Source organism: Pedobacter sp. GW456-11-11-14-TSB4 (assembly GCF_059424425.1).
Window position 1 is genome coordinate 128,417 of the sequence record NZ_JBWKZK010000005.1, and the last position, 22,972, is coordinate 151,388.

Here is a 22,972-nt window from a genome sequence, read left to right on the forward strand (position 1 = left end):
CTGTAAATACAATTTAGTTTCTAATTAATGTAATATAGCCTTTAAATTGACCAAGGTTTGGTCCAAAATCAAGGATGTAATAATACGTGTCGGATGCTAATGCGCTTCCGTTTAACGTACCATCCCATTCATTGGCATAACCCTTTTTTGTATAAACCGATCGTCCTGCTCTATCAAATACCGTTAAAGTATTGTTCGGATAGTAATCTATATTTTCGATTACAAACCTATCATTTTTGCCATCGCCGTTAGGTGTTAAAATATTTATTGGTTTTACTTTATAATCATCTTCTACTTGAATAGTAATTGATTGACTTGCAGTACAGCCAGATGCATTTGTAACGGTAACTGTGTAGGTTGTGGTCTGTTTAGGTCTAACAGTTAAAGTAGCTGATGTTTGTCCGCTAACAATATCTGTATTTGGTAGCCAATTATAAGCTACTCCGCCACTTGCAGAAAGTACCACACTTGTACCTTTAGAAACTGAGGTAATATTGTTACTGTTAATATTTACAACAGGAAGTGAATTTATGGTAACTGTTGCTGTTCCGTTTTGCAATTGAGAACCATTAACATCCGCTACGCGAACCAAAGTATAAACAAAAGAACCTGCAACATTGCTTGGTTGTGCAATGGTTACAGTATTACCTGAAGTAGTGGTAATTGTTCTGTTTGCGCCTCCATTAACGGTATAGGTAAATGTAAATGGTGCAGTGCCTACAACACCAGTAAATGTAACGTTCTGAGATGCTGAGTTGATACAAACACTGCTATTTCCTGAAATTGTACCAGTAGCTAATGGATTGACCTTTACTGTTACTGTACCAGTTTGTAATTGATTGCCATTTACATCAGCTACGCTAACTAAGCTATAAACAAATGTACCTGCAATTGTAGTTGGTACGGCTAAAGTAACGGAGTTGCCAGTTGTTGTAGTGATGGTTTGGTTATTGCCGTTATTTAATTTATAAGTAAAAGTGTAGGGAGCGGTTCCGCTAGCACCAGTAAAAGTAACATTTGGAGAGTTGGCACCAACTAAAACACTTGCATTTCCAGCTATGGTTGCAGTAGGCAATGGCGGAATAGAAAAACGAGCGTAAATAGGTAAGTGATCTGAAGTTGTAGTTGAATAAGATGAAATATATGACCTTGGATCTTCAACTGTAATAGAATTGCTGATGTAACTGTTGTTTAGTTCATTAGAAATGATGATATGATCTATAAAACTAGGTGTATTGCCGCCAATAAAAGTACCAGCACCAGGTACTTGACTAATCGTTTGTGTTAAGGCGGTGTATTTTGCTACATCTGATACGAACACATTATAGCTTGATGTAGGGCTTGAACTAATGGATCCTACAACTTGGTCGTTAAAATCACCCAAAATGATAATTTTATCATTTGGATAAGTTGCATTTAAATAATCGTACAAAACTTTATTGTCATATACTCTACGGTTATGATCTGCAGTTGTACCAGCAGATTTACCATGAATAACCACAACTCTATAAGTTTGTGGATTACCTGCAATGTTTGAGGTAAATGTGGTTAAGAAAGGTAAACGCCCAGATGACCAAAACGAAGCACCAGAACCAGTAGGGTAGTTAGGGAAAATGCTATTATTTCCGGCTCTAGCTGCATCAAATTGAGTTACAAATAATGGCTCTTCGCTAACTTTTGTAACTGTTGCAGTATTATAAATAAATCCTATTTGTTGCGGAGGAAAGTTAGGGTCAGCTGGATCAAATGAATAAGAATATCTACTTGAAAGCGTACCAGCATAACCAGGTAGGTTGGCTACTAATTGGTTAAATGAAGGTAAATCTGATACTTCTTCAACAGCAATTACATCTAGGTTGAGCTTTTGCAATACGGTAGTTACGTTTGTAATCTGCAATGCATCATTGGTTGGGCCGAATTCTACATTGGAAGCATCTCTCACGTCTGTACCAAAAAATTCAACATTGTATGCAGCGATATCAAAAGTTTCGGATCTTAATATCGAACTGCCAGTTAAGCTAATCAAGCTGGTACTAAGTGCGGTGCCTGTAAAAGTTAATTTGCCTGTTAATACAATGGCTTTAGTAGTAGGCGTAAAGCGCACAAATATTGTTTTTCCTGTTAAGGCATCTGCTTGAGGAACAATTACACTATTGCTAAATGTAGTATTATTTAAAGATACCTGATAATTACTAGGTGCAGTTACGGTAATATCACCATACCCGCCAGCTGCTAATACAAAATTTGTACTTGTAGAGCTGTTACCGATAGTAGTTTCTGCATAGCTAAATGTTTGATCTAATACAGAAAGATAAGAGGCTTTATTTTCAACTTTATAATCATCTACTTTCCACTCTGATGAATTATTTGTTCCTCCAGCTGTGGTTTGATAAACAAATGCGATATAGGTATTGACAGATTTATAATTGTTTAAATTGATATTATCAGATAATTGCCAAACTCCGGTGTTACTAGGGAAACTTCCATTTATCTCAGTCCAATCTGCCATATTAATAACTCCAGAACCGTTATAGGTGGTGGATACCATTAGCTTTAAATCTGGTCCAGCAAAAAACTCACGACTAAAAAACTGCAATGTTGCAAAACCATTAAAGCCAGTTAAATCCATTGCTGGCGAAATTAACCAGTCATTACTAGGTGTGTTGGTGTCAGAAAAACCATTCATTACGGCTGCTCCAGGTGCAGAGTTGGGTGCTGTAGAAGTATAAATCCAACTGTTTAAGCCACCGCTAACACTTACTTGGCTCCAACCAGAATTGCTTAAGAAATTAGGATTATTAAAATCTTGAATGTAAGGGTTAATTGCAGTTGCAGATAAATTTATCGTTTTAGTAACTGCACTAGTACTAGTTAAAGTTATTGTGCCAGTTTGGATACCAATATTTGCAAGCGGATTGAATTTAACATATACGGTTTGGTTAGCCCCACCAGCAAATTCATTTTGTAAGAAAGTTAGGTTGCTATTTGAGTAAGTGCCATTTAGCGTTTTAGATAATAAGAAATTACCCGTTAACGCAATCTGCACATTGCCCTGCAAATCAGCACCAGAAATTGTAAAGCTCTGTGCATTTGATGTTTTATTCTGAGCAGTAAAACCAGCAAAATTAATTGCAGTTGGTGTTGTATTAATTACTGGAGTAGCTACATTTGTAGTTAATAAATCTAATTTGGTTGCATTTGTTTGTAAATTTGGGATACCGTCTTGTGCAACTACATAGACATCATAATTAGTGTTTTGCGCTAAACCGTTAACGTTAATTGAATAATCTGCATTTGCAGTTAAGTTAGCGAAATTACCTGCAAAAAGAGCAGAAGAATTAGCTGCATTGTTTCCAGCTTTAATTTGTGCAGCAGTAGGTGCTGTTGCCCCATCAGCTACAATAACAAAATATGTTGTGCCTATTTCATTTATATTACTTGTTAAAGTAAATGCATTAGTGCTAACATTGCTTGTTTTCGGGAAAGTTGCAGTAAAGGTTGGTGGAGTTGTGTCACCTCCTGCATTTGCTGTTCCCGTAATTACAACGTCATCAATGCTAAAAGTACCACCTGTAGCTTCAGCGTTAAAGCCATAAAATCTAAAAGTAACAGGAGTATTAATTGCTGTAAAGCCAGTTAAGGTAACAGTACTTCCAGCCTCTGCTGAAGTAGATGCATCAACAATTTGAAAAATGTTTGTAGCCACAACTTGAAGATCAGCGTTTGCTGGTGCAATTGAAGCCGACAAATTAGCTGCATAACCATCTCTGCTAGATCTCACAGAATATTGTCTTATGCCAGTTCCTGAACGCTGAACAAGAAATTTAATATTCGATAAATCTATTGAAAAACCAGATGCTGGTGTTATTGTTACCTCAAAATACTTGCTTAAATCTGCTACTCCTGTAAAAGTATCAGAGCCATTTGTGGCACCAACAGGTTGATTTGTGAACGAAAATCTTCCTGCTGCATTTGGGTTTGTTGGCAAAGCCGTACTTGCAGAAAATGAACTGAATGTAACTCCTGTAGCTGTTGGCACAGGGGTTGGATCTGTTTTGCCAGATGAGGCTGTAGAACCAACGAAATTATAAGTTGCGATAAAGTTTTGCCCAAATGAAGTTTGAGCAAAAATTAAGAAGCATACCAAAAAATTAAATAGTAAAAGTTTCTTCATATTAATTTGTTTATTTAACAAATGTAGATGATAAACTTTATTTTACATGTTAACTTGTTGTTAAGTATGATGTTTGTGGAAAACTAAAAGTAATTTTCTGTTAATTTTAACGTTAATTAATTTTGCTATATAAAAATGTTCGCAAATTTTTTGTTTTTGTTAAGAACTTTTCGATTTACAAATAGTCTTCAATATTGCCTTTTCCTTCTCTAATAATCTCAAAATCACCAGTGGTACAATCAATTACTGTTGATGGTTCATTGTCGCCATAACCTCCATCAATAACTAAATCTACTTGTTCTTGGTATTTTTCATAAATCAATTCAGGATCGGTAGAATACTCAATTAATTCATCATCATCTTTAATTGATGTTGATAGTATTGGATTTCCTAAAGCTTCTACAATTGCTCTGGCAATATCATTATCTGGTACACGAATACCTACTGTTTTTTTATTGGAGCTTAATAGTTTAGGAACATTATTGTTCGCGTTAAAAATAAAAGTAAAAGAACCTGGTAAAGCTTTTTTTAATACCCTAAAAACAGTAGTATCTATTGGTTTTATAAAATCAGAAATGTGCCTTAAATCAGAACAAATAAATGAAAAATTAGCCTTCTCTGGCTTTATTCCCCTTATCCTACAAATTTTTTCAATTGCTTTTTGGTTGGTTATATCACAGCCCAATCCATAAACGGTATCTGTGGGATAAATGATAATACCACCTTTTTTTAAAACTTCTACAACTTGCTCAACTGCCCTCGGATTTGGGTTTTCTGGATATATCTTAATTAGCATACTCAAAAATAACAAAATAAATGCCCAGTTGTTTATTATCCGTCACTTAATGGAAATGGGATAGTAATTTCAGACTTCTTACTTTCTTGTTTTGTTTATTTTTAATTTATCACTATTTTGGGTAATCCTCCAATTTAAAAAAATTATGAGAAAAGCATTTGTAGCTATTGCCGCATTTTTAGTAGCGTTTACCATTATGTTAGGGCTTTACCATCCGTTTTTATGGTGGACATTTCTATTCACAGGACCATTTGTGATTTTGGGTATTTATGATTTATATCAACCTAAAAGAAGTATCATGAGAAACTATCCCGTTTTTGGGCGACTGAGGTATTTCATGGAAGAATTGAGGCCAAAGATTTATCAATATTTTATCGAAAGTGATACCAACGGAAAGCCATTCAGTCGTCTTAACAGATCATTGATTTATCAACGTGCTAAAACAGATAATGATACAATCCCATTTGGAACACAATTAGATGTTTATGAAAATGGTTATGAGTGGCTAAGTCATTCTATTGCTGCAATAAGTCACCACGAGTTAGATATTAATCCGAAAGTAATGGTTGGCGGACCAGGTTGTGAACAGCCCTACAATGCCAGTATTTATAACATATCAGCAATGAGTTTTGGTTCGCTCAGTCAGAACGCAGTTTTGGCACTAAATGGAGGAGCCAAAATGGGTGGTTTTGCACACAACACAGGTGAGGGTGGTATAAGTGATTATCATACACAACCTGGTGGAGATTTAATTTGGCAGATTGGTACTGGTTATTTTGGATGTAGAAATGCTGATGGAACTTTTAATCCAGATGCATTTGCAGAAAGATCATCAAGAGATCAGGTTAAAATGATTGAAATAAAATTGTCTCAAGGTGCTAAACCTGGCCATGGAGGTATGTTGCCAGCTGCTAAAGTAACGCCAGAAGTAGCTAGAATTAGGTTAGTAAAAGAAGGTTTTGATGTAAACTCACCTCCTGCACACTCTGCCTTTTCAAATCCAAAAGAATTAATTCAGTTTGTACAGCAACTTAGAAGTTTATCAGGTGGTAAACCAGTAGGTATTAAATTGTGTATTGGTCGTAGAACGGAATTTTTAGCCATTTGCAAAGCGATGATAGAAACCGGAGTTTATGTTGATTTCATTACTGTTGATGGGGGTGAAGGCGGAACTGGTGCAGCTCCACAAGAGTTTTCTAATGCAGTAGGTATGCCATTAAGAGAAGGTGTTGCATTTGTTTTTGATATTTTAACCGGCTTCGGATTGAAAAAACACATTAAAATTATTGCTTCTGGTAAAATATCATCAGGTTTTGATTTGGTAAAAAATATAGCTTTAGGAGCAGATTTGTGTTATTCGGCTCGTGGTATGATGTTCGCTTTGGGTTGTTTACAAGCGCTATTGTGTAATAGTAATGCTTGTCCTACCGGTGTAGCAACACAAGACCCTAGTTTAATGAAAGGTTTGGTTGTTGAAGATAAAACGGTTCGAGTTTTTAATTTTCATCGTTTAACGGTACAAAGCGCTGTTGAACTTTTAGGTGCTGCAGGTTTGCGTCATCCGTATGAGTTAACTAGAGCATATATCAACAGAAGGATCAGTCCTAGTTCAATGCAATCGTACATGGAAACTTTTCCTTACATACCTGAGGGAAGTTTATTGCAAACCCCATATCCATCACAATATGAATTGGTGATGGCATTGAGCACAGCAGAAAGTTTTGCGCCAACAGATTATAGAGTTTCTTCGGTAGATTTTCAAAAAGTAACCTCATATCATGAATAGAATAATTAGTTTCAATTTAATTTTAGTCCTTTGTTTGCTGTTTCCAACGATAGCTGGTGCACAACAAAATTATGTTGTTGATGGAAAAATTAATGGACTTAAGGATGGGGATAAAATCTATTTGGTTTACCCAAATGGTGATCAGCAAATAACCGATTCTACATTAATTAAAAATGGAAGTTTTAGTTTTAAGGGATCTTTGGAGTATCCTACCGCTGCAAGATTATTTTTAAATAAAAACCCTTACGTAAATAAATTAGCTAAAGGAGAGAATTTAGATTATTTAATGTTTTACTTGGCGCCAGAAAATATGAAGCTGGCAGCGATCGATTCGCTTAAGAAATCAGTAATAAAAAATTCTTTAGAAAACATGGCATATGATGATTTAAAACTCATGTTAAAGAAGAATAATGCTGATTTTGCTAATTTGAGAGATGAATACAATAAGTTGCCTAAAGATAAACAAAATGACTCGTTGGTGTTAGCGGGTTTTATTGCAAGAGAGGCAGTTTATTTAAAAGAGTCATATTTAGTTCATTTAGAATTTGCCAAAAAATACAAAAGTACTTATGCTGGCTTGATAAGTTTAGCACATGTTGCGGCACAGCCAGAAATGGCTAATGATGTAGAGCAATTGTATAAATCGATGCCTGATAAATTTAAATCGAGTCCAATTGGTAGAGGTATCCCAGCTTCTATTTCTTCAAGTAAGAATACAAAAATAGGTGCAATGGCCGTAGATATTGTACAAAATAATCCAGAGGGGAAGCCTTTAAAATTAAGTGATTATAAAGGCAAATATGTATTGATAGATTTTTGGGCGAGTTGGTGCGGACCTTGTAGAGAAGAAAATCCTAATTTGGTAAAAACTTATCAGCAATTTAAAGATAAGGGGTTTGAAATATTTGGTATTTCTTTAGATACCCCGGGCGATCATCAAAAGTGGGTTAATGCTATAAAAAATGACCAACTAATTTGGCCTCAAGTATCAGACTTAAGAGGTTGGGAAAATGAAGCAGCTAAAATTTATGGAGTTAGGAGTATTCCAGCTAGTTTTTTAATTGATCCATCGGGTAAAATTATAGCTAAGGATTTAAGAGGTACAGCTTTAACTACCGAACTCGGAAAGATTTTTAAAGGTAATTAGCATCATAAATTTTGATGTTGTGACCATTAAAAACTGATCTAATTGTTTAAGCTTGATTATTTAGCGTTATACAACTTTAAATAGGAGCAGATGCCTGAATTTTATAAACGGGATAGCAACGTAAATCCTTTTTGTTTTTCTTTTTTCGTCATACCGAAATGAGGCACGATTGAGGTATCTATTAGTTAGCTGCTATCTTGCAGATTTCTTCCGGCGTTCGAAATGACGCTAAAACAAAAAGATTGTAGTGGATAGCCCGATTAGCATTAATATTTTTACGGTAATTGCTTTTCGAAAAAAAAACTTTTTAAATCTTTATCAAACTTTGTCAATCTGTGAAAGATTGACAAATTACATATTCTGAAATAAAAAAGTCGCTCAACATTTCTGCTAAGCGACTTGCTTGTAATTATATCTTTCTAACTTCCTGTCTTCCCGACTTTCGGACTAGATTAAAACTCAGCGCTTTTTGGAAAACGAGGAAATGCAATTACATCTCTAATATTTGTCATTCCTGTTACGAACAAAACTAAACGCTCGAAACCTAAGCCAAAACCTGCATGTGGTGCAGAACCAAAACGACGTGTATCTAGATACCACCACAATTCTTCTCGCGGAATATGCATTTCTTCCATACGTTTAGTTAACATATCCATACGCTCTTCACGTTGAGAACCGCCAATCATTTCGCCAATACCTGGGAAAAGAATATCCATTGCAGCTACTGTTTTGCCATCATCGTTCATGCGCATGTAAAACGATTTGATGTCTTTAGGGTAATCAGTTAAAATCACCGGTTTTTTAAAGTGTTTTTCTACCAAATAACGCTCATGTTCACTTTGTAAATCAGCTCCCCACTCGTCAATTAAGTATTTAAACTGCTTTTTCTGATTTGGTTTGCTATGTTTTAAAATCTGGATTGCTTCCGTATAAGTTAAGCGCTCAAACTCATTAGCTAAACAGAAATTTAGTTTTTCAGTTAATGATAATTCGCTACGTTCTTGCTGCGGTTTAGTTTTTTCTTCGTCTAACAAACGATCATTTAAAAATGCAATTTCGTCTTTGCAATTTTCAAGCGCATAGCTAATTACATATTTCATCATGTCTTCGGCCAGTTGCATGTTGTTTTCTAAGTCTGCAAACGCAACCTCAGGTTCAATCATCCAAAACTCTGCCAAGTGACGAGTGGTGTTGGAGTTCTCTGCTCTAAAAGTTGGTCCGAAAGTATAAATTTGACCAAAGGCCATCGCTGCTAATTCGCCCTCTAACTGTCCAGAAACGGTTAAGTTGGTAGCACGGCCAAAAAAATCTTCAGAAAAGTCTACTTTTCCATCATCAGTACGAGGTGTTTTATCAAAATCTAATGTTGTAACCTTAAACATTTCTCCGGCACCTTCTGCATCACTTGCGGTAATTACAGGCGTGTGCATGTAAACAAACCCACGTTCGTTGTAAAATTGATGTATGGCAAATGCTAAAGCATGACGAACTTTAAAAACTGCATTAAAAGTATTGGTACGGAAACGTAAATGTGCCTTTTCGCGTAAAAATTCTAAACTATGCTTTTTAGGTTGAAGTGGGTATTCTTCTGCATTGCTATCTCCTAATATTTCTATAGTCCTCGCCTTGATGTCAACTTTTTGCCCTTTTCCTAAAGACTCTACTAAAGTTCCATGAACAGAAATTGCAGCTCCAGTAGTTATTCTTTTTAATAATTCTTCTGGTGTATTGGCAAAATCTACTACAATTTGAATATTGCCCATGCAAGATCCATCATTTAAGGCTATGAATTGGTTGTTACGAAACGTACGTACCCAACCCATCACTTTTACTTCTGTATCAAATGCCGTAGAATTCAGCAGGTCTTTAATTTTTTCTCTTTGTATCATGCTTTTAGCTCTATAAGGGCGTCAAAAATAAGTATTTAAAGCTAAAATTTGGTATTTGTTTTATTTTTAAGTTTTAGCAAATTCCTTTTTTTCTTTAGGGTTAATAATCTTAAGTTTGTTGTATCCCTAAATCACGTTTGCAATTTGTTCTCTTTCAAAAAAATCCCGAATGGTAAAAAGCTAATTGGTGACCCGAGGTTATTCTCGTTAGAAGAAAGAATTTTTAATACTTTTTGTATTATAGCTTTCATCACCATGTGTTTTGAAGTTCCTTTTAATTATTTCATTGGATTAAAGGTTCCAACTATACTGTGTGCATGCGGCATATTTATATCAGCTTCGCTATTTTATATTTCCCGCTTCAAGAGGAAATCTTTGTTAGGCATAATATTATTTTCAACTGCATGTAATGTAACTTTTGCTATAAATTATTTTTTTAACTCTGGTATTTTTGGTCCGAATTTATTGCTATTCTCTTTGGCTTTTTTGCTTGTGATAGCCATTATACCAAAAAAACAATTTAAAATTTGGATACCTCTCAATCTGTTATTGGTTTTATCCATACTTGTTGTAGAATATTTGTTTCCTAACATAGCTCCAGATGTTTATATTAATAATTTGAGTAAGGCGATTGATTTTGGTATTACCTATTTCGTAGTTACCTTAATAACCTACTTTGCTATAAGCTACATCAGAAAAAATTATGAATATGAAAGGAGTTTGGCTCTTAATAAAACCATTGCATTAGAAGAACAGAGTAAAAAAATTCTCCAACAAAATGAAGAGTTAGAAAAACTCTCTATAGAAAAAGATAAGCTTTTTTCTATAGTTACGCATGATATTAAAACACCGTTAAATTCAATACAAGGTTATTTAGAACTTTTAGCAGATGCAGATTTAGACAATGAGGAGCGCTTGGTTTTAAAACAACAACTGCTAGAAATTACGAGGAATACATCTACTATGCTAACAAATGTCTTATCGTGGTCTAAAACGCAGTTAGAAGGCTCACATGCAGAGCTCGTTCCTGTAAACATAAAACAGACCTTAGCTAGTGGTTTAAACATTGAACATAATAATGCTAACCGAAAAGGAGTAGAACTTGATATAAGTTGTGATGCTGGTATTGAAATAATGGCAGATCAAAATATGTTCGAGCTGGTGATGAGAAATTTAGTAAATAACGCCATTAAATTTACGCCTAAAGATGGCCATGTTACAGTTAATATTAAAGTAGAAGATAAGAAGTGCTTAATCATTATTAAAGATACAGGGTTGGGTATTGATGAGGCTCAACAACAAAAGCTATTTAAGTTAAAAGCCTCGTCTACTTACGGTACCAATAATGAGAGAGGCATAGGTTTGGGTTTAATGTTGTGCAAGGAATTTACCGAACTTCAAGGTGGTGAAATTTGGTTTGATAGTAAACCTCAACAAGGCTCTGCTTTTTATTTGTCTTTTAACTTGGCGATTAGTGTATAGGTAGCGCAATAAAAAATGATGCTCCTTTGTTTTTTCCTTCACTTTCTGCCCACACTTTGCCATGGTGCAATTCTATTAGCATTTTAACTATAGAAAGTCCTAAGCCATTAGAATGCTCTTTGCCTGTAGGGATAGCGCTAAGTTTGGCAAACTTTGTAAATAATTTACTCATTTCTTCGGGTAATAAACCTTGGCCTTCGTCTTTAAATTCTATCAAAAGATCATTATCTACCGTTGATACATTAATATTGACAGTTGTATTGGCATAAGCATATTTTAATGCATTGCTTAACAAATTTTCAAAGGCATCTTGTAATCTTACGCTATCGGCAAAAATTAACGATGAACAGTTGCAATTGATATTTACTATTTGCTGCTTTTGAGCTGCAATTAACTCAAAATTGTTTTTAGCTTGCTCCAAAATATGTAAAATATCAATTTCTTCTGCGTTTAATCTAAAGCTTGCATTTTCACTTTGCGAAAGATCTAATAAGTTGTTTAGGCTGTTTAAAACACTCGTTGCAGATCTTTTAATTCTATCGGCAAAATCTACCACAACTTTCGGATCATTTGCTTTCTTTTTAATTAGCTCTGCAGAAAGAGAAATAGTTGTGTTTGGATTTTTTAAGTCGTGAACAATTCTGTTCATCATGTCGGTTTGAGTTCGCATTGCCTTACGAGTTGCCAATCTTAATTCAAGCTCATCCATTGCAATAGCAGAAAGCGTTTCGAGCATTTTTAATTGTTGGTCGGTAACTTCTTTAGGTTCAACATCTAAAACGCAAACAGTGCCTAATTGCAAGCCTTCGGTTGTTTTAAGAGGTGCGCCAGCGTAAAATCTTACTCCATTTTCCATAGTTACAAAAGGGTTAGTTTGTAATTCTGGCACTTCTAAAATGTTGCTAAATAAGGTTACATTTTCATTTAATATTGCAATGGAACAGAAGCTGTCATTTCTACTAATCTCGGTTGCGGCAAGCGGACTAATATTTGTTTTAAAAAAAACACGTTCCTCATCAACAAAAGTAACTTGAGCTATGGGAGTGTTAAATATTTGAGCAGCTAAAATAGCTATCTTATTGAATGTGTCCTCTTCAGGTGTATCTAAAATATCATAAGAACGCAGCTTTTTAATTCGCTCTGCATCATTATCTGGAATTAGTGATTTAGGGATCTGAAAATTATTCATCAATTATTTTTTTGTAATTGCAAATATAGTGTAAATCAGAGAAATAAAATTTTAGATAAAAATTCAAATAATAAACAAAAAAGTATACATTTTTTGTATTTATAGATAAAATATCCAATTATTTATCTTTTAGGTGTGATAAAATTTAACTTATTGGATAATATTTAGAAAAAATTTAATTGAAATTCAAATTTACCCGCATTTACTGGGTGTAAATACTTATATTTTTCCTAAAAATTGATTTTTACATAACATTTGTTCAAAAATTTAGAAATAAATAAACATTTAAGTTAATTTTATTAAAATATTTTACAATTATTAAAAAATTGTGTTTATATTTGTTGTGTTCATACAAAAAAGTACATTTATATTTGGTTTGATAAAAGCTCTGGTTGGATGGCCAGAGCTTTTTCATTAAATATTTTACAATTGAACATTAACACTGAACTAACAACCAACCAAACTATAGTAAAAGACCAGTTCGATTTTCGACTGGTCTTTTCGATTCAATCTAGAATCGATTTTAACGTTAATGATAATGTTTAAAAGGTTATTAAAAATTAAAATAAATATTCCTTAAAAAAATAACAGCTTCAAACTAATGATTTTAATAAATCAGGTTAACAAAGAAATCATCTCAACTATCTGTAATTCCTAAATGCTAAAACAAAAAAAAAACCAGCTGATTAATCAACTGGTTTTAAATTATATCTTTCCGACTCGCGGACTAAAAACTTTCCGACTAGCTAGCTAAAACTTTAGTAACTAAATCTGCAGCTTCTTTTAAAGCAATTGCTGAATAAACTTTTAAGCCCGAATCGTCAATTAACTGTTTTGCCTCAACTGCATTTGTACCTTGTAAACGACAAATAATAGGAACTGGCACATCACCAATTTCTTTGTAAGCATCAATAACACCTTGTGCAACTCTATCGCAACGAACAATACCACCAAAAATATTGATGAAAATTGCTTTTACATTAGGATCTTTTAAAATGATATTAAAACCAGCCTTAACAGTTGTTGCATTTGCTGTTCCACCAACGTCTAAGAAGTTAGCTGGCTCACCACCAGCAATTTTAATAATATCCATTGTAGCCATTGCTAAACCAGCACCGTTAACCATACAGCCAACATTACCATCAAGTTTAACATAGTTTAAGTTACTTTCGCTAGCTTCAACATCAGTTGGATCTTCCTCTAATTTATCACGCATTGCTGCATAATCTGGATGACGGAACAATGCATTCTCATCTAAATCTACCTTCGCATCAACAGCAATAATTTTATCGTCGCTTGTTTTTAATACAGGGTTAATCTCAAACATTGAAGAGTCTGTAGAATCATAAGCTTTATAAAGGGCAGTTATAAATTTAACCATCTCTTTATGTGCACCACCGCTTAAACCTAAGTTAAAAGCAATTTTACGAGCTTGGAAACCTTGTAAACCAACTTTAGGATCAATTTCTTCTTTAAAAATTAAGTGTGGCGTATGTTCTGCAACTTCTTCGATATCCATACCACCTTCAGTACTGTACATAATAATGTTAGTACCATTAGCACGGTTTAACAAAACAGAAACATAAAATTCTTTAGTTTCAGAAGCACCTGGATAATAAACATCCTGAGCTACTAAAATTTTATTTACCTTTTTGCCTTCTGCACCAGTTTGTGGCGTAACCAATTGCATACCTAAAATATCGGTAGCACGTTGTTTAACCTCATCTAAGTTTTTAGCCAGCTTTACACCGCCGCCTTTACCTCTACCACCTGCATGTATTTGTGCTTTAATCACAACCCAATCAGAGTTATAGTCGGTTTTCATTTGCTTAGCAGCTTCTACAGCTTGGTCAACAGTTTCAGCTACAATGCCTTCTTGTATGGCAACGCCAAAACTCTTTAAAATTTGTTTACCTTGATATTCGTGGATATTCATCTGTTCAAAAATTTGCTCAAATCTACAATTTCAAAACCTTTATACAAAGCCAAAAATCAATTAAAATGCAAACAGTTTGCGATATGCGCCTATCGCACAAAATTGTTGCTTAAATAGACAGTATTTTTTTGAAAAGCAATGTCTTTGCTCTTATTAATGTTAGTCCCGTTTTTCGCTGCAATCTTTTTGTGCTCCACTTTGTTTCGCTTTACAAAAAGTATTTACGCTGCAACCGGGTTTAGAAAATAAAAGCTTGTACAAATAGGAGGGGTTGCAAATGCACTATGTAATGTGCTTCTGGTTCGTTGAAACACGAACCATGGCTTTCCAAATAAATGCTTCTTTAGTTTAATTTTCAAATACATATTTTGTTCCATTAACTTTTTTATTGGCTGCAAGATTTTCATCAGCCAAACTTTCTATCCTTATTTTCTTAATCGTTTTCTGGAACTTTAATTTCATTTTACGCCAATAATCTCTAAAATTTAAATGACCGGCCGTAAATAATTTTCTGTGCGCTAACCACACAACTAAAGTTGTAGAGAAGTAAAAAACGGTATAAAAATAGTAGCTAAAATACCTGAAAAAAGAATGCTTAACATTATACAATAAGCGCAGTCTTTCTGTCTGGAAGGTAATATGGGCTGCTTCATCAATTAATATGTCAGTACAAATTTGTTTCAAAAGTTTACAATTTGTAGCATCCTTTAAGCATTGATAAAAAAGTTGAGCGGTACTTTCAACGGTTATTACGGCTATCGTCCAAAATTCCATGTGGGTATTTAATCCCCTTGCTTTTCTAAACAAACTATCGCCCCAATCTTTATCAATTCGTTTCTCTCCAATTAAGTCAATATATCTACCTAAGTTATTGCCATGTTTCTGCTCTTCTTTTATAAATAATTTAATGGCATTGGTATAATTCTTATCGTCAAGCTGTTTTGCGTGCTTAGATGCTGCTTCTATCAGGTTCTTACCTTCGGAAGTTTCACCAAGTTGCCAAGCTTGTAATGATTTTAAAATCGATTTTTTTTCTGCTTCGGAAAGAGTTGGCTGTATGCTCCAATCTATTCTTTTATTTTTTAAATTTTGGGTATAATAATTTACCCAATACAATGAATTATGCATAGCTAAAGAATTAGTATTAGTTTTATGTAGTAGATATGGGTCTGTTCTCTAAGCCTTAGTTCGCGTATTCATGAACTAATAACTTCATCCTGCTACCTCAAATAGTTGCAGAAACCTTTGTTTTTAAACGGGATAGGAGCGGAAATACTTTTTTGTTTCACAAAGCACTTCGACTACGCTCAGTGTGACAGCACAAAAAAGATTGTAGCAAATAGCCCGACCAACCATTAATCGTTCCACTGAAATTGCTTTTCTAATCTTCTTTTTTAAAATTAAAATACTCCTCAGTTCTCCAATCTCTAAAATTCCATGATAACCAAGATAAACTTTCTTGCTCTTCTTTAAATCTTTCGATACGCAGATCTAAATCTTCATTAAAACTTTTCATTCTTTGCTGCGCTATTTCTCTTTTTACTTTTGCGCTATCAATAGGAGGTTGAGGTAATTGCGCTGTGGCAGTTGTGTCAATTTGTACTGCTACTACTGCACTTTCGGCTTCAGTATATATTACATCGTAATCGCTTGATTTTGATGCATATTTAGTTAATAATTGCCTGTTTTTAGCTAATATGGGAAGTGTTTTATCAGACATCTCCATTAAATGTTTTACATCTAATGCAATTTCATTTCTGCTATTGATATTGTAATTCACAATAAGCGAATCCCAATTAAACATTCCGAATACAATCAGTAAAATATACCAGGTTTGTCCGTTAACCTTTAGCAGGTAATAAAGCGTTTTCTTTTTGGAAACCTTAATGTAAACCGTAAACAAACCGATAATACATAAAGTTAAAAACACGATTACACCAATTCTTTTATGCGTTAATCCACTCAGATTAATGTAATGGTAATCTCTTATCAATACAGAAAAAACAAGGAATGTATTTTGTAAAATCCAGGCGTAAGCCAAAATTTTAAGTGTTTTATTTTTACTAAAAAAATTGAGGTTACCACTAAAAAAGAACAAAATAACCAGCATAGCCATAATAATGCTAAAGATTAATGAATTTGCTCCTTCATGTAATTGGGTTGACAGATAGGTATCATCAAAAGAGCTTACGTTGCCCAGCCAAAGGGTGTTAAAATCTATAATGTTGAGTATGAGTAGAAGCAGGTTTAACGCTAAAAAAGAAATGATCCCGATAATGTATTCGGTTTTGAGCGCCATCTTTTTATTGATGATTGAGCCCATAAATATCGATTTTAACTCGTCGATAAATGAGCTTGAATTTCTAACTTTTCTTTTCCTAATTAGCTCATCAGTTGCTTCTGCATCAATTCTTTCTAACGTAGTTTCTTTAAAGGCTAAAAGTATACCTGCAGTAAAAAGTATGCCTAAAACAACATGTAAGAAACGGGCAAAACTTAAATCGCCAAAAATGAAGGAAAACACATTATTAATAAAATTGGAAATGTTAGAAATAAATAGCCCTAAATATTCTGAAAAAACAGGGTTGGCTATGCTGTAAATTATACTGAAAAATATTACCGCAGCAATCGGTATAATGATATATTTAATCGGCCTTAAAATAGGTTTAACTGAAACATTGCCAATTCTAGCATTCATTAATTTCTTAATAAGGTTTACCGGAGAGGAAGCCAGCTGTAAAAAGCCAGCCAATAAGGCCGCAAATACAGATTTAATTCTTGTGGCATGAACAAAGCCGATAAATACAATGAGGGTAATATAGTAACCAAATATATTTAATACCGAATGATTAATAACGACCAATAGGGCAGCAATTAGGTGAGAAGCAGCAATAGTTATCGTCTTTTTGTTGGTTCTATTCGCCTTGTCAACAAAGAGTACGATTATCACAAACAAAGAATGTAATAATAAATTTATTCCTAGTCCTTCGTTCCAAAAAAGGAAATTAAATAACAATCCGCCACCAAAAATGGCTAAAAGTTGCAAATCGATTGGTTTTTTCATTTTTTTAGTTTTAAGATTAATTACCAGCGAATGGTGTCCCGAATAGGTCAACTGCCAATTCTGCCCAGATTAAGAAAAGGATAAATAAGATTGTTAACGTGAGCGCTAATTTTATTTTAGTCGATTTGACTTTTCTGGTTACGATTTCAATGCCCATACCTGTGATAAATAGGAGTAAACCCATCGTTATAAAATCTGTTAAATCCCATTTTACCTCTTTTGTAAATTGCATAGCCACAAGTGGTATTAACAGGATTAGAGCTACAATGCCTATAACAATTGCAACTCTTTGTGTTAAGTTCGAATTTATTGGTGTTGTTGTTTTCATATATTTAAATGGTTTATTGTAAAGTGCTTTGTATTTCAAAGTGAATAATTAAAAAAAAATTAAATGCCTTTTATCATTTTTTCTAAAGCATCTAAATGTGCCTTGAAAGATTGCTTGCCGAGTTCGGTTATATAATAGGTGGTATTGGTTTTTTTGCCAATAAAAGCTTTTTGAATTTTTAAATACTCTGCCTGTTCTAAAGTGTTGAGGTGAGAGGCCAGGTTGCCATCAGTTAATTCAAGTAATTGCTTCAAGTCGTTAAAACTAACGCTTTCATTTACGATAAGAATAGACATCACGCCTAATCTAATCCTGCTATCAAAAATTTTGTTAAGTGCTCCAATCGGATTGTTCATTAGCTGTTCCTTTCATATTTAAAGTACATGATCAATCCGTAAAAAATATGGAGTATCCCAAAGCCAACTGCCCAAAAGTATAAACCATATCCTATATAAAACATGGCTATTAAACCTAAGATCACTTCACAAATGCCCAAAAATCGAATATCTGAATAAGTGTATTTACTTGCGTTTATAAGGGCCAAGCCATAAAATATTAAGCAAGATGAAGCAATTAAGCCTATGGAATTAGGAAAATTAATGAGTAAAACAATAATAAATAGACCTCCAGCAATCAGAGGGATAGCCAAATTAACTATTAAGTTTTTTGCTGTTTTGCCCCAAAATGGGAGGCTTTTCTTTTTACTCTGTCTGTAAGTGAAGATAAAACCTCCTGCTAAGGCGATGATTAGTACAAAAAATGCAATTTTAATGAGGTTGGCTTCAATTTCTGCATCTGCATCAATGCCAAATCCATAATCGCCATTAATATATTTGTTTAATTCGACATTGGCAAAGTATGCTCCAACTAAAGCGGTTAGGCCAGCAAAAACTCCGGACAAACCACTTAAAGAAATAAATCTCGATGAGCGGTCCATCATATTTCTGATGTCGCTCAATGCACTTAGTTGTTCATCTTGATTACTCATATTTAAAAGCACTTTGTTTTTCAAAGTTAACTAACAATATTGAATTTGCAAATATTTTTGAAAAAAAAGATTGTTAAATATTGTTTGATTGCATTAATGTTGCTGTGATAAGCCCCAACAATTTAAAAATAAAACAATGAAGCAATTTATCAATTTAACAATAAAGCTATTTAGTAATTGTTTTAAATAAATTAATAATTTAACAATCGAGCAATTTAACAATTATGTAACTTTACAACATGCTAAAAGCAATAGGAATAAAAAAAGCCTACGGTAACCTAGCCATCTTAAAAGGGGTAGATTTTGAAGTAGCGAAAGGAGAGATTGTAAGTATAGTTGGTGCTTCTGGTGCCGGAAAAAGTACTTTATTGCATATTTTAGGTAGTTTAGATAACCCTGATGAAGGTACTGTAGAACTAAAAGATACCCTAATCAATAAACTTTCTGGCGAGATGTTAAGTGTTTTTAGAAATAAAAATATTGGTTTCGTTTTTCAATTTCACCATCTTTTACCAGAGTTTACTGCCTTAGAAAATATTTGTATACCAGCTTACATTGCAAAAAAGGGAAAAAAGGAAGCTGAGCAACGAGCTTACGAATTACTTGATTTATTTGGTTTAAAGGGTAGGGCAAATCATAAACCTAATGAACTCTCTGGGGGTGAGCAGCAGCGTGTTGCGGTGGCAAGGGCACTAATCAATAATCCTGCAATTGTACTGGCAGATGAACCCTCGGGTAATTTAGACTCGGAGAATGCCAAAGCATTACATGAGCTTTTTATCCACTTGCGTGATAACTTTGAACAAACCTTTGTTATTGTAACGCATAATGAAGATTTAGCTAAAATAAGCGATAGGGTAGTGACTATGAAAGATGGATTGGTGGTTTAGATCAATTCACTAGTATCATTTGTTTCAATGGGTCATTCGGTTCAATGGTTCATTCAAAACTCACTCATTCACTCATTCAAAATTCACTCATTCATTCATTCAAACTCACTCATTCAAATTGAAAATATTAATAACAGGAGGCACTTCTGCAGCTGCACTTAAATTGTGTAATGCTTTAAATGGTCATCAAATTATTTTGGGAGATTATGGTCAGGTGCCAAACATTAAATCTGCTACCTACACCATGGTTAGCTTGGGAGATAAAAATGAAGATACCATTGCTCATAATTTATTAAATAGCTGCTTAGATCACGAAGTTGATGCAATTTTACCTTTGCAAAGCTTTGAAATTGAGCCTCTTTCAAAATCTGAAGTGTTATTTGAAGAGTTTAATATACAATTGCTATTGCCTAGAAATGAAATTTTAAATGCCTATTTCTCAGTTGATGAAAAAGTAAAATCAAGCAATTATGTAGTTTATTTTGGTGGTGAAATCACATTTACCACAATAGATGAAGAATTATTGATTTTGCATGGTAGGGGAGAGCATTTAAACGGCGCATTTTATTATACTGACGATAAGCTAAAATTAATCACGATTTAAGAAGAATGGATATTCAAGATCATATCAAATCTAAAAAGGCATTTATATTCGCTTTTGATGATGTATTGTACCCTCACAAAGATTACTTATTGCAAGTTTATTATCTGTTTTCAGAGTTTTTAACTTATGCTGAGTTGCAAAACTCTAATGAAATCTTAAGTTTTATGAAATTAAAATTTGAACAAAACGGGAGTGGTCAAATTTTCGAAAAAACAGCTGAAAAATTCAATATTCCATTGAAATACCAAGATAATTTTAAGCTATTGCACCAAACAGCAAGATTACCTTTAAAATTATTACTCTATCAGCAAATTTTATCTTTATTACAGGATTTGGTAGTTGAGCAAAAAGAGATTTTTTTAGTTTTAGATGGAGATCCAGCAATACAGTTAAATAAAATAAAGCAAACCGAATGGCATGGTTTAGAAAAACATCTTAAATTATATTTTGTTGAAGAATATAAATCGCTAGATGAATGTATTAAAAATATACAATCAATACACCAATTAAACCATTCAGATATCGTATTTATAGGTAATGATATAGAAGGTGTTAAGTCATTAAAACCTATTGAAGTAGATTATTTTTCTGTAACAAATCTATTGTAGATTTTTTTTCGTTAATTTACGTTGAAATCTGAACTAAAAATGAAACTGAAAGAAATATTTGTGCTATCTGCACTTTTAATTGGTATTGCTACTGGATGTAAAAAAAATAAGGTTACGCCTGATGTTGTTACACCTCCGCCAACTACCCCACCTGCAACTGCAACTGCTACGAGAGAAGAGTTGTCTAAAGATTCTATTTTTTTGTATGCTAAAGAGGTGTTTTTGTGGAATGATGCTTTGCCTACTTATGAAGCATTTAATCCACGCCAGTATGTAAGTGGTTCGACTGAGTTGGCCAATTATAATATAGAGTTAAACGCAATTGTTCAAAAGAAAATTAATCCAACAACAGGTCGAGCATATGAATATGTTGCTTCTGGCGGAAACAAATATTCATACATCTCTGACATTACTACTCAAAACCCATCTGCTTCTATAGAAACTGCAAAAAGTGCAGTAGATTTAGAGGGTAATGGAAACGATTTAGGTTTAAAATTAGGAGCTTACGGAACAAGTTCAACTGATGCCAACGCCTATGCATTATTCGTAACTGCGGTTTATCAAAATTCTCCTGCAGATAAAGCAGGTATGGTAAGAAGTAATCGTATTACTAAGGTGAATGGAAGGACTATCGGGGCAAACTTTAACAACGATAGAGATTTTATCAATACTGCATTTGCCGGAACTTCTATAGAATTGGAAGGATCTAAATATGTTAATGGAGTTGTTAATGGAACTTTTTCAGTTAGTTTAACTAAGGCAAGCTATAAAAGCAGTCCTGTTTACGCTGCAAAAGTTTTTACTGCAGGGTCTAAAAAAATTGGTTACTTAGCTTACGCTCGCTTCTCTACTCTAACAAATTCAAAAGCAGATTTTGATGCTGCATTTGCAGATTTTAGCACAAATGGCGTTACTGATTTAATTATCGATTTAAGATATAATGGAGGTGGTTACATCAACACAGCTCAATATTTAATTAACCAAATTGCTCCATCAAGTATTAATGGTTCAATTATGTTTGCTGAACACTACAACAGCATGATGCAGAGTGGAGCAGCAACTATTTTAGCTAAACAACCATTATTGGATGCAAATGACAAAGTTCAATTTCAAAATGGAAGAATGGTTACCTATGCTGATGTAAATTATTCATTAGCTGCTAATACAGAAAAATTTGTAAAAGCTGGTCCGTTAACAGGAATTACCAATATTGTTTTCATTGTATCGGGCAGTACAGCATCTGCAAGTGAATTGGTAATTAATTCATTAAAACCATACGTTAATGTAAAATTGGTAGGTACCAAAACTTATGGTAAGCCTGTTGGGTTTTTCCCTATAAGAATACAAAACAGATACGAAGTGTATTATTCAATGTTTAGCACAAAAAATTCGTTAGGTCAGGGAGATTATTATGATGGATTTGCACCTGATGTTGCAGATACTTTTGATGATCCCTTGCATAATTTTGGTGATCCTAAAGAAAACTATACAGAGTTAGCATTAAATGCTTTAGCACCAGGAGTTACTACTATATCAGCCAGAGCAAATGTTACAATGTCTATTGGTGGCAGAGCGGTAAAAGCCCAAAGCCTACAGCCCATGAAACCCGTAATTGATGGAAATGAGTTTAATGGGATGATAGATACAAAGCATACCTTAAAAAGATAATCTAAAAAGGCCATGAAAATGGCCTTTTTTTTATGCTTACGTCTATCATTTATTTTACATTTTGTCGATTGGCATTCTTGTTGTATGATAATTTTTAATTAACTTGTTTACACAAAATAAGAATACATATGACCATCGAATTAATTGAAAAGGAAGCAATAGACGTAACAAAAATTATAAAAGCAGAAACAGATCTTTCTGGCGAATTAGCAGATAGATTAGCCACAGCACCACGCCTAGGTAATGAATTTAAATCTAAGGCCACTATTACCTTTAACACTACAGAAGGAGCAAAAAAAGTTATTACTACAGTTTGGTCAGTCACAGAGAAATACATTCAACTTAAAAATGGTATTCATATCCCAATTAAAAGTTTAATTGATATTGAATTTTAAAAAAAAATGCCCGTTAATACAACGGGCA

Annotated in this window: 19 protein-coding genes; 8 read left to right on the forward strand and 11 right to left on the reverse strand. The window is 33.7% G+C overall.

Going from position 1 to position 22,972, the window contains the following annotated elements; all coding sequences use genetic code 11:
• Positions 1–13: 13 nt before the first annotated feature.
• Together AC07XU_RS16405 and AC07XU_RS16410 are read right to left on the reverse strand one after the other, a co-directional pair.
• Positions 14–4,174 (reverse strand): T9SS type B sorting domain-containing protein, encoded by a 4,161-nt coding sequence (locus AC07XU_RS16405; protein ID WP_494944717.1) that lies wholly within the window; start codon positions 4,172–4,174, stop codon positions 14–16.
• Between the two features lie 175 nt (positions 4,175–4,349).
• Positions 4,350–4,970: an L-threonylcarbamoyladenylate synthase gene (locus AC07XU_RS16410; RefSeq protein ID WP_494944718.1), complete on the reverse strand. Its 621-nt coding sequence runs from the start codon at positions 4,968–4,970 to the stop codon at positions 4,350–4,352.
• A 145-nt stretch (positions 4,971–5,115) separates the two neighbouring features.
• Here AC07XU_RS16410 and AC07XU_RS16415 point away from each other — a divergent pair, with 145 nt between their 5' ends.
• A complete protein-coding gene (locus AC07XU_RS16415) occupies positions 5,116–6,756 on the forward strand; it encodes an FMN-binding glutamate synthase family protein (protein WP_494944719.1) in 1,641 nt (546 codons plus the stop codon).
• Positions 6,749–7,903: a redoxin domain-containing protein gene (locus AC07XU_RS16420; protein ID WP_494944720.1), complete on the forward strand. Its 1,155-nt coding sequence runs from the start codon at positions 6,749–6,751 to the stop codon at positions 7,901–7,903. Before AC07XU_RS16415 ends, AC07XU_RS16420 begins: the two co-directional genes overlap by 8 nt.
• 452 nt (positions 7,904–8,355) lie before the next feature.
• Here the strand turns inward: AC07XU_RS16420 and asnS are convergent, their stop codons facing one another.
• Together asnS and AC07XU_RS16430 are read right to left on the reverse strand one after the other, a co-directional pair.
• A complete protein-coding gene (gene asnS / locus AC07XU_RS16425) occupies positions 8,356–9,792 on the reverse strand; it encodes an asparagine--tRNA ligase (RefSeq protein ID WP_494944721.1) in 1,437 nt (478 codons plus the stop codon).
• A gap of 428 nt (positions 9,793–10,220) precedes the next feature.
• Positions 10,221–10,385, reverse strand: coding sequence for a hypothetical protein (locus AC07XU_RS16430; RefSeq protein WP_494944722.1), 165 nt, complete (start codon positions 10,383–10,385; stop codon positions 10,221–10,223).
• 25 nt (positions 10,386–10,410) lie between these two features.
• Between AC07XU_RS16430 and AC07XU_RS16435 the strand changes: the two genes are divergently transcribed.
• Positions 10,411–11,274, forward strand: coding sequence for a sensor histidine kinase (locus AC07XU_RS16435; protein WP_494944723.1), 864 nt, complete (start codon positions 10,411–10,413; stop codon positions 11,272–11,274).
• Here the strand turns inward: AC07XU_RS16435 and AC07XU_RS16440 are convergent.
• The 7 genes from AC07XU_RS16440 to AC07XU_RS16470 form a co-directional block, all read right to left on the reverse strand.
• Positions 11,264–12,463, reverse strand: a complete 1,200-nt coding sequence (locus tag AC07XU_RS16440; RefSeq protein WP_494944724.1) for a GAF domain-containing sensor histidine kinase — start codon at positions 12,461–12,463, stop codon at positions 11,264–11,266. The genes AC07XU_RS16435 and AC07XU_RS16440 overlap by 11 nt on opposite strands.
• Positions 12,464–13,205: 742 nt before the next feature.
• Positions 13,206–14,399 carry an ADP-forming succinate--CoA ligase subunit beta gene (sucC, locus tag AC07XU_RS16445; RefSeq protein WP_494944725.1) on the reverse strand — a complete coding sequence of 398 codons (1,194 nt, stop codon included), beginning with the start codon at positions 14,397–14,399 and terminating at the stop codon, positions 13,206–13,208.
• 348 nt (positions 14,400–14,747) lie between these two features.
• Positions 14,748–15,527: a ferritin-like domain-containing protein gene (locus AC07XU_RS16450; RefSeq protein ID WP_494944726.1), complete on the reverse strand. Its 780-nt coding sequence runs from the start codon at positions 15,525–15,527 to the stop codon at positions 14,748–14,750.
• Between the two features lie 253 nt (positions 15,528–15,780).
• Positions 15,781–17,463, reverse strand: coding sequence for a DUF4153 domain-containing protein (locus AC07XU_RS16455; protein ID WP_494944727.1), 1,683 nt, complete (start codon positions 17,461–17,463; stop codon positions 15,781–15,783).
• A 16-nt stretch (positions 17,464–17,479) separates the two neighbouring features.
• Positions 17,480–17,791, reverse strand: a complete 312-nt coding sequence (locus AC07XU_RS16460; protein WP_494944728.1) for a hypothetical protein — start codon at positions 17,789–17,791, stop codon at positions 17,480–17,482.
• A 59-nt stretch (positions 17,792–17,850) separates the two neighbouring features.
• Complete coding sequence (locus AC07XU_RS16465) at positions 17,851–18,147, reverse strand: winged helix-turn-helix domain-containing protein (RefSeq protein ID WP_494944729.1); 297 nt, start codon at positions 18,145–18,147, stop codon at positions 17,851–17,853.
• Entirely contained in the window at positions 18,147–18,779 is a 633-nt protein-coding gene (locus tag AC07XU_RS16470; protein ID WP_494944730.1) for a hypothetical protein, read from the reverse strand. The genes AC07XU_RS16465 and AC07XU_RS16470 overlap by 1 nt, the downstream gene beginning before the upstream one ends.
• Positions 18,780–19,018: 239 nt before the next feature.
• Between AC07XU_RS16470 and AC07XU_RS16475 the strand changes: the two genes are divergently transcribed.
• From AC07XU_RS16475 to AC07XU_RS16495, 5 genes are all read left to right on the forward strand, one after another.
• Positions 19,019–19,669, forward strand: coding sequence for an ABC transporter ATP-binding protein (locus tag AC07XU_RS16475; protein WP_494944731.1), 651 nt, complete (start codon positions 19,019–19,021; stop codon positions 19,667–19,669).
• Positions 19,670–19,787: 118 nt separating this feature from the next.
• Positions 19,788–20,273 (forward strand): hypothetical protein, encoded by a 486-nt coding sequence (locus tag AC07XU_RS16480; RefSeq protein ID WP_494944732.1) that lies wholly within the window; start codon positions 19,788–19,790, stop codon positions 20,271–20,273.
• Positions 20,274–20,278: 5 nt separating this feature from the next.
• Complete coding sequence (locus tag AC07XU_RS16485; RefSeq protein WP_494944733.1) at positions 20,279–20,881, forward strand: haloacid dehalogenase; 603 nt, start codon at positions 20,279–20,281, stop codon at positions 20,879–20,881.
• A gap of 39 nt (positions 20,882–20,920) precedes the next feature.
• A complete protein-coding gene (locus AC07XU_RS16490; protein WP_494944734.1) occupies positions 20,921–22,549 on the forward strand; it encodes a S41 family peptidase in 1,629 nt (542 codons plus the stop codon).
• A 128-nt stretch (positions 22,550–22,677) separates the two neighbouring features.
• Positions 22,678–22,944: a hypothetical protein gene (locus AC07XU_RS16495; RefSeq protein WP_494944735.1), complete on the forward strand. Its 267-nt coding sequence runs from the start codon at positions 22,678–22,680 to the stop codon at positions 22,942–22,944.
• Positions 22,945–22,972: the final 28 nt, after the last annotated feature.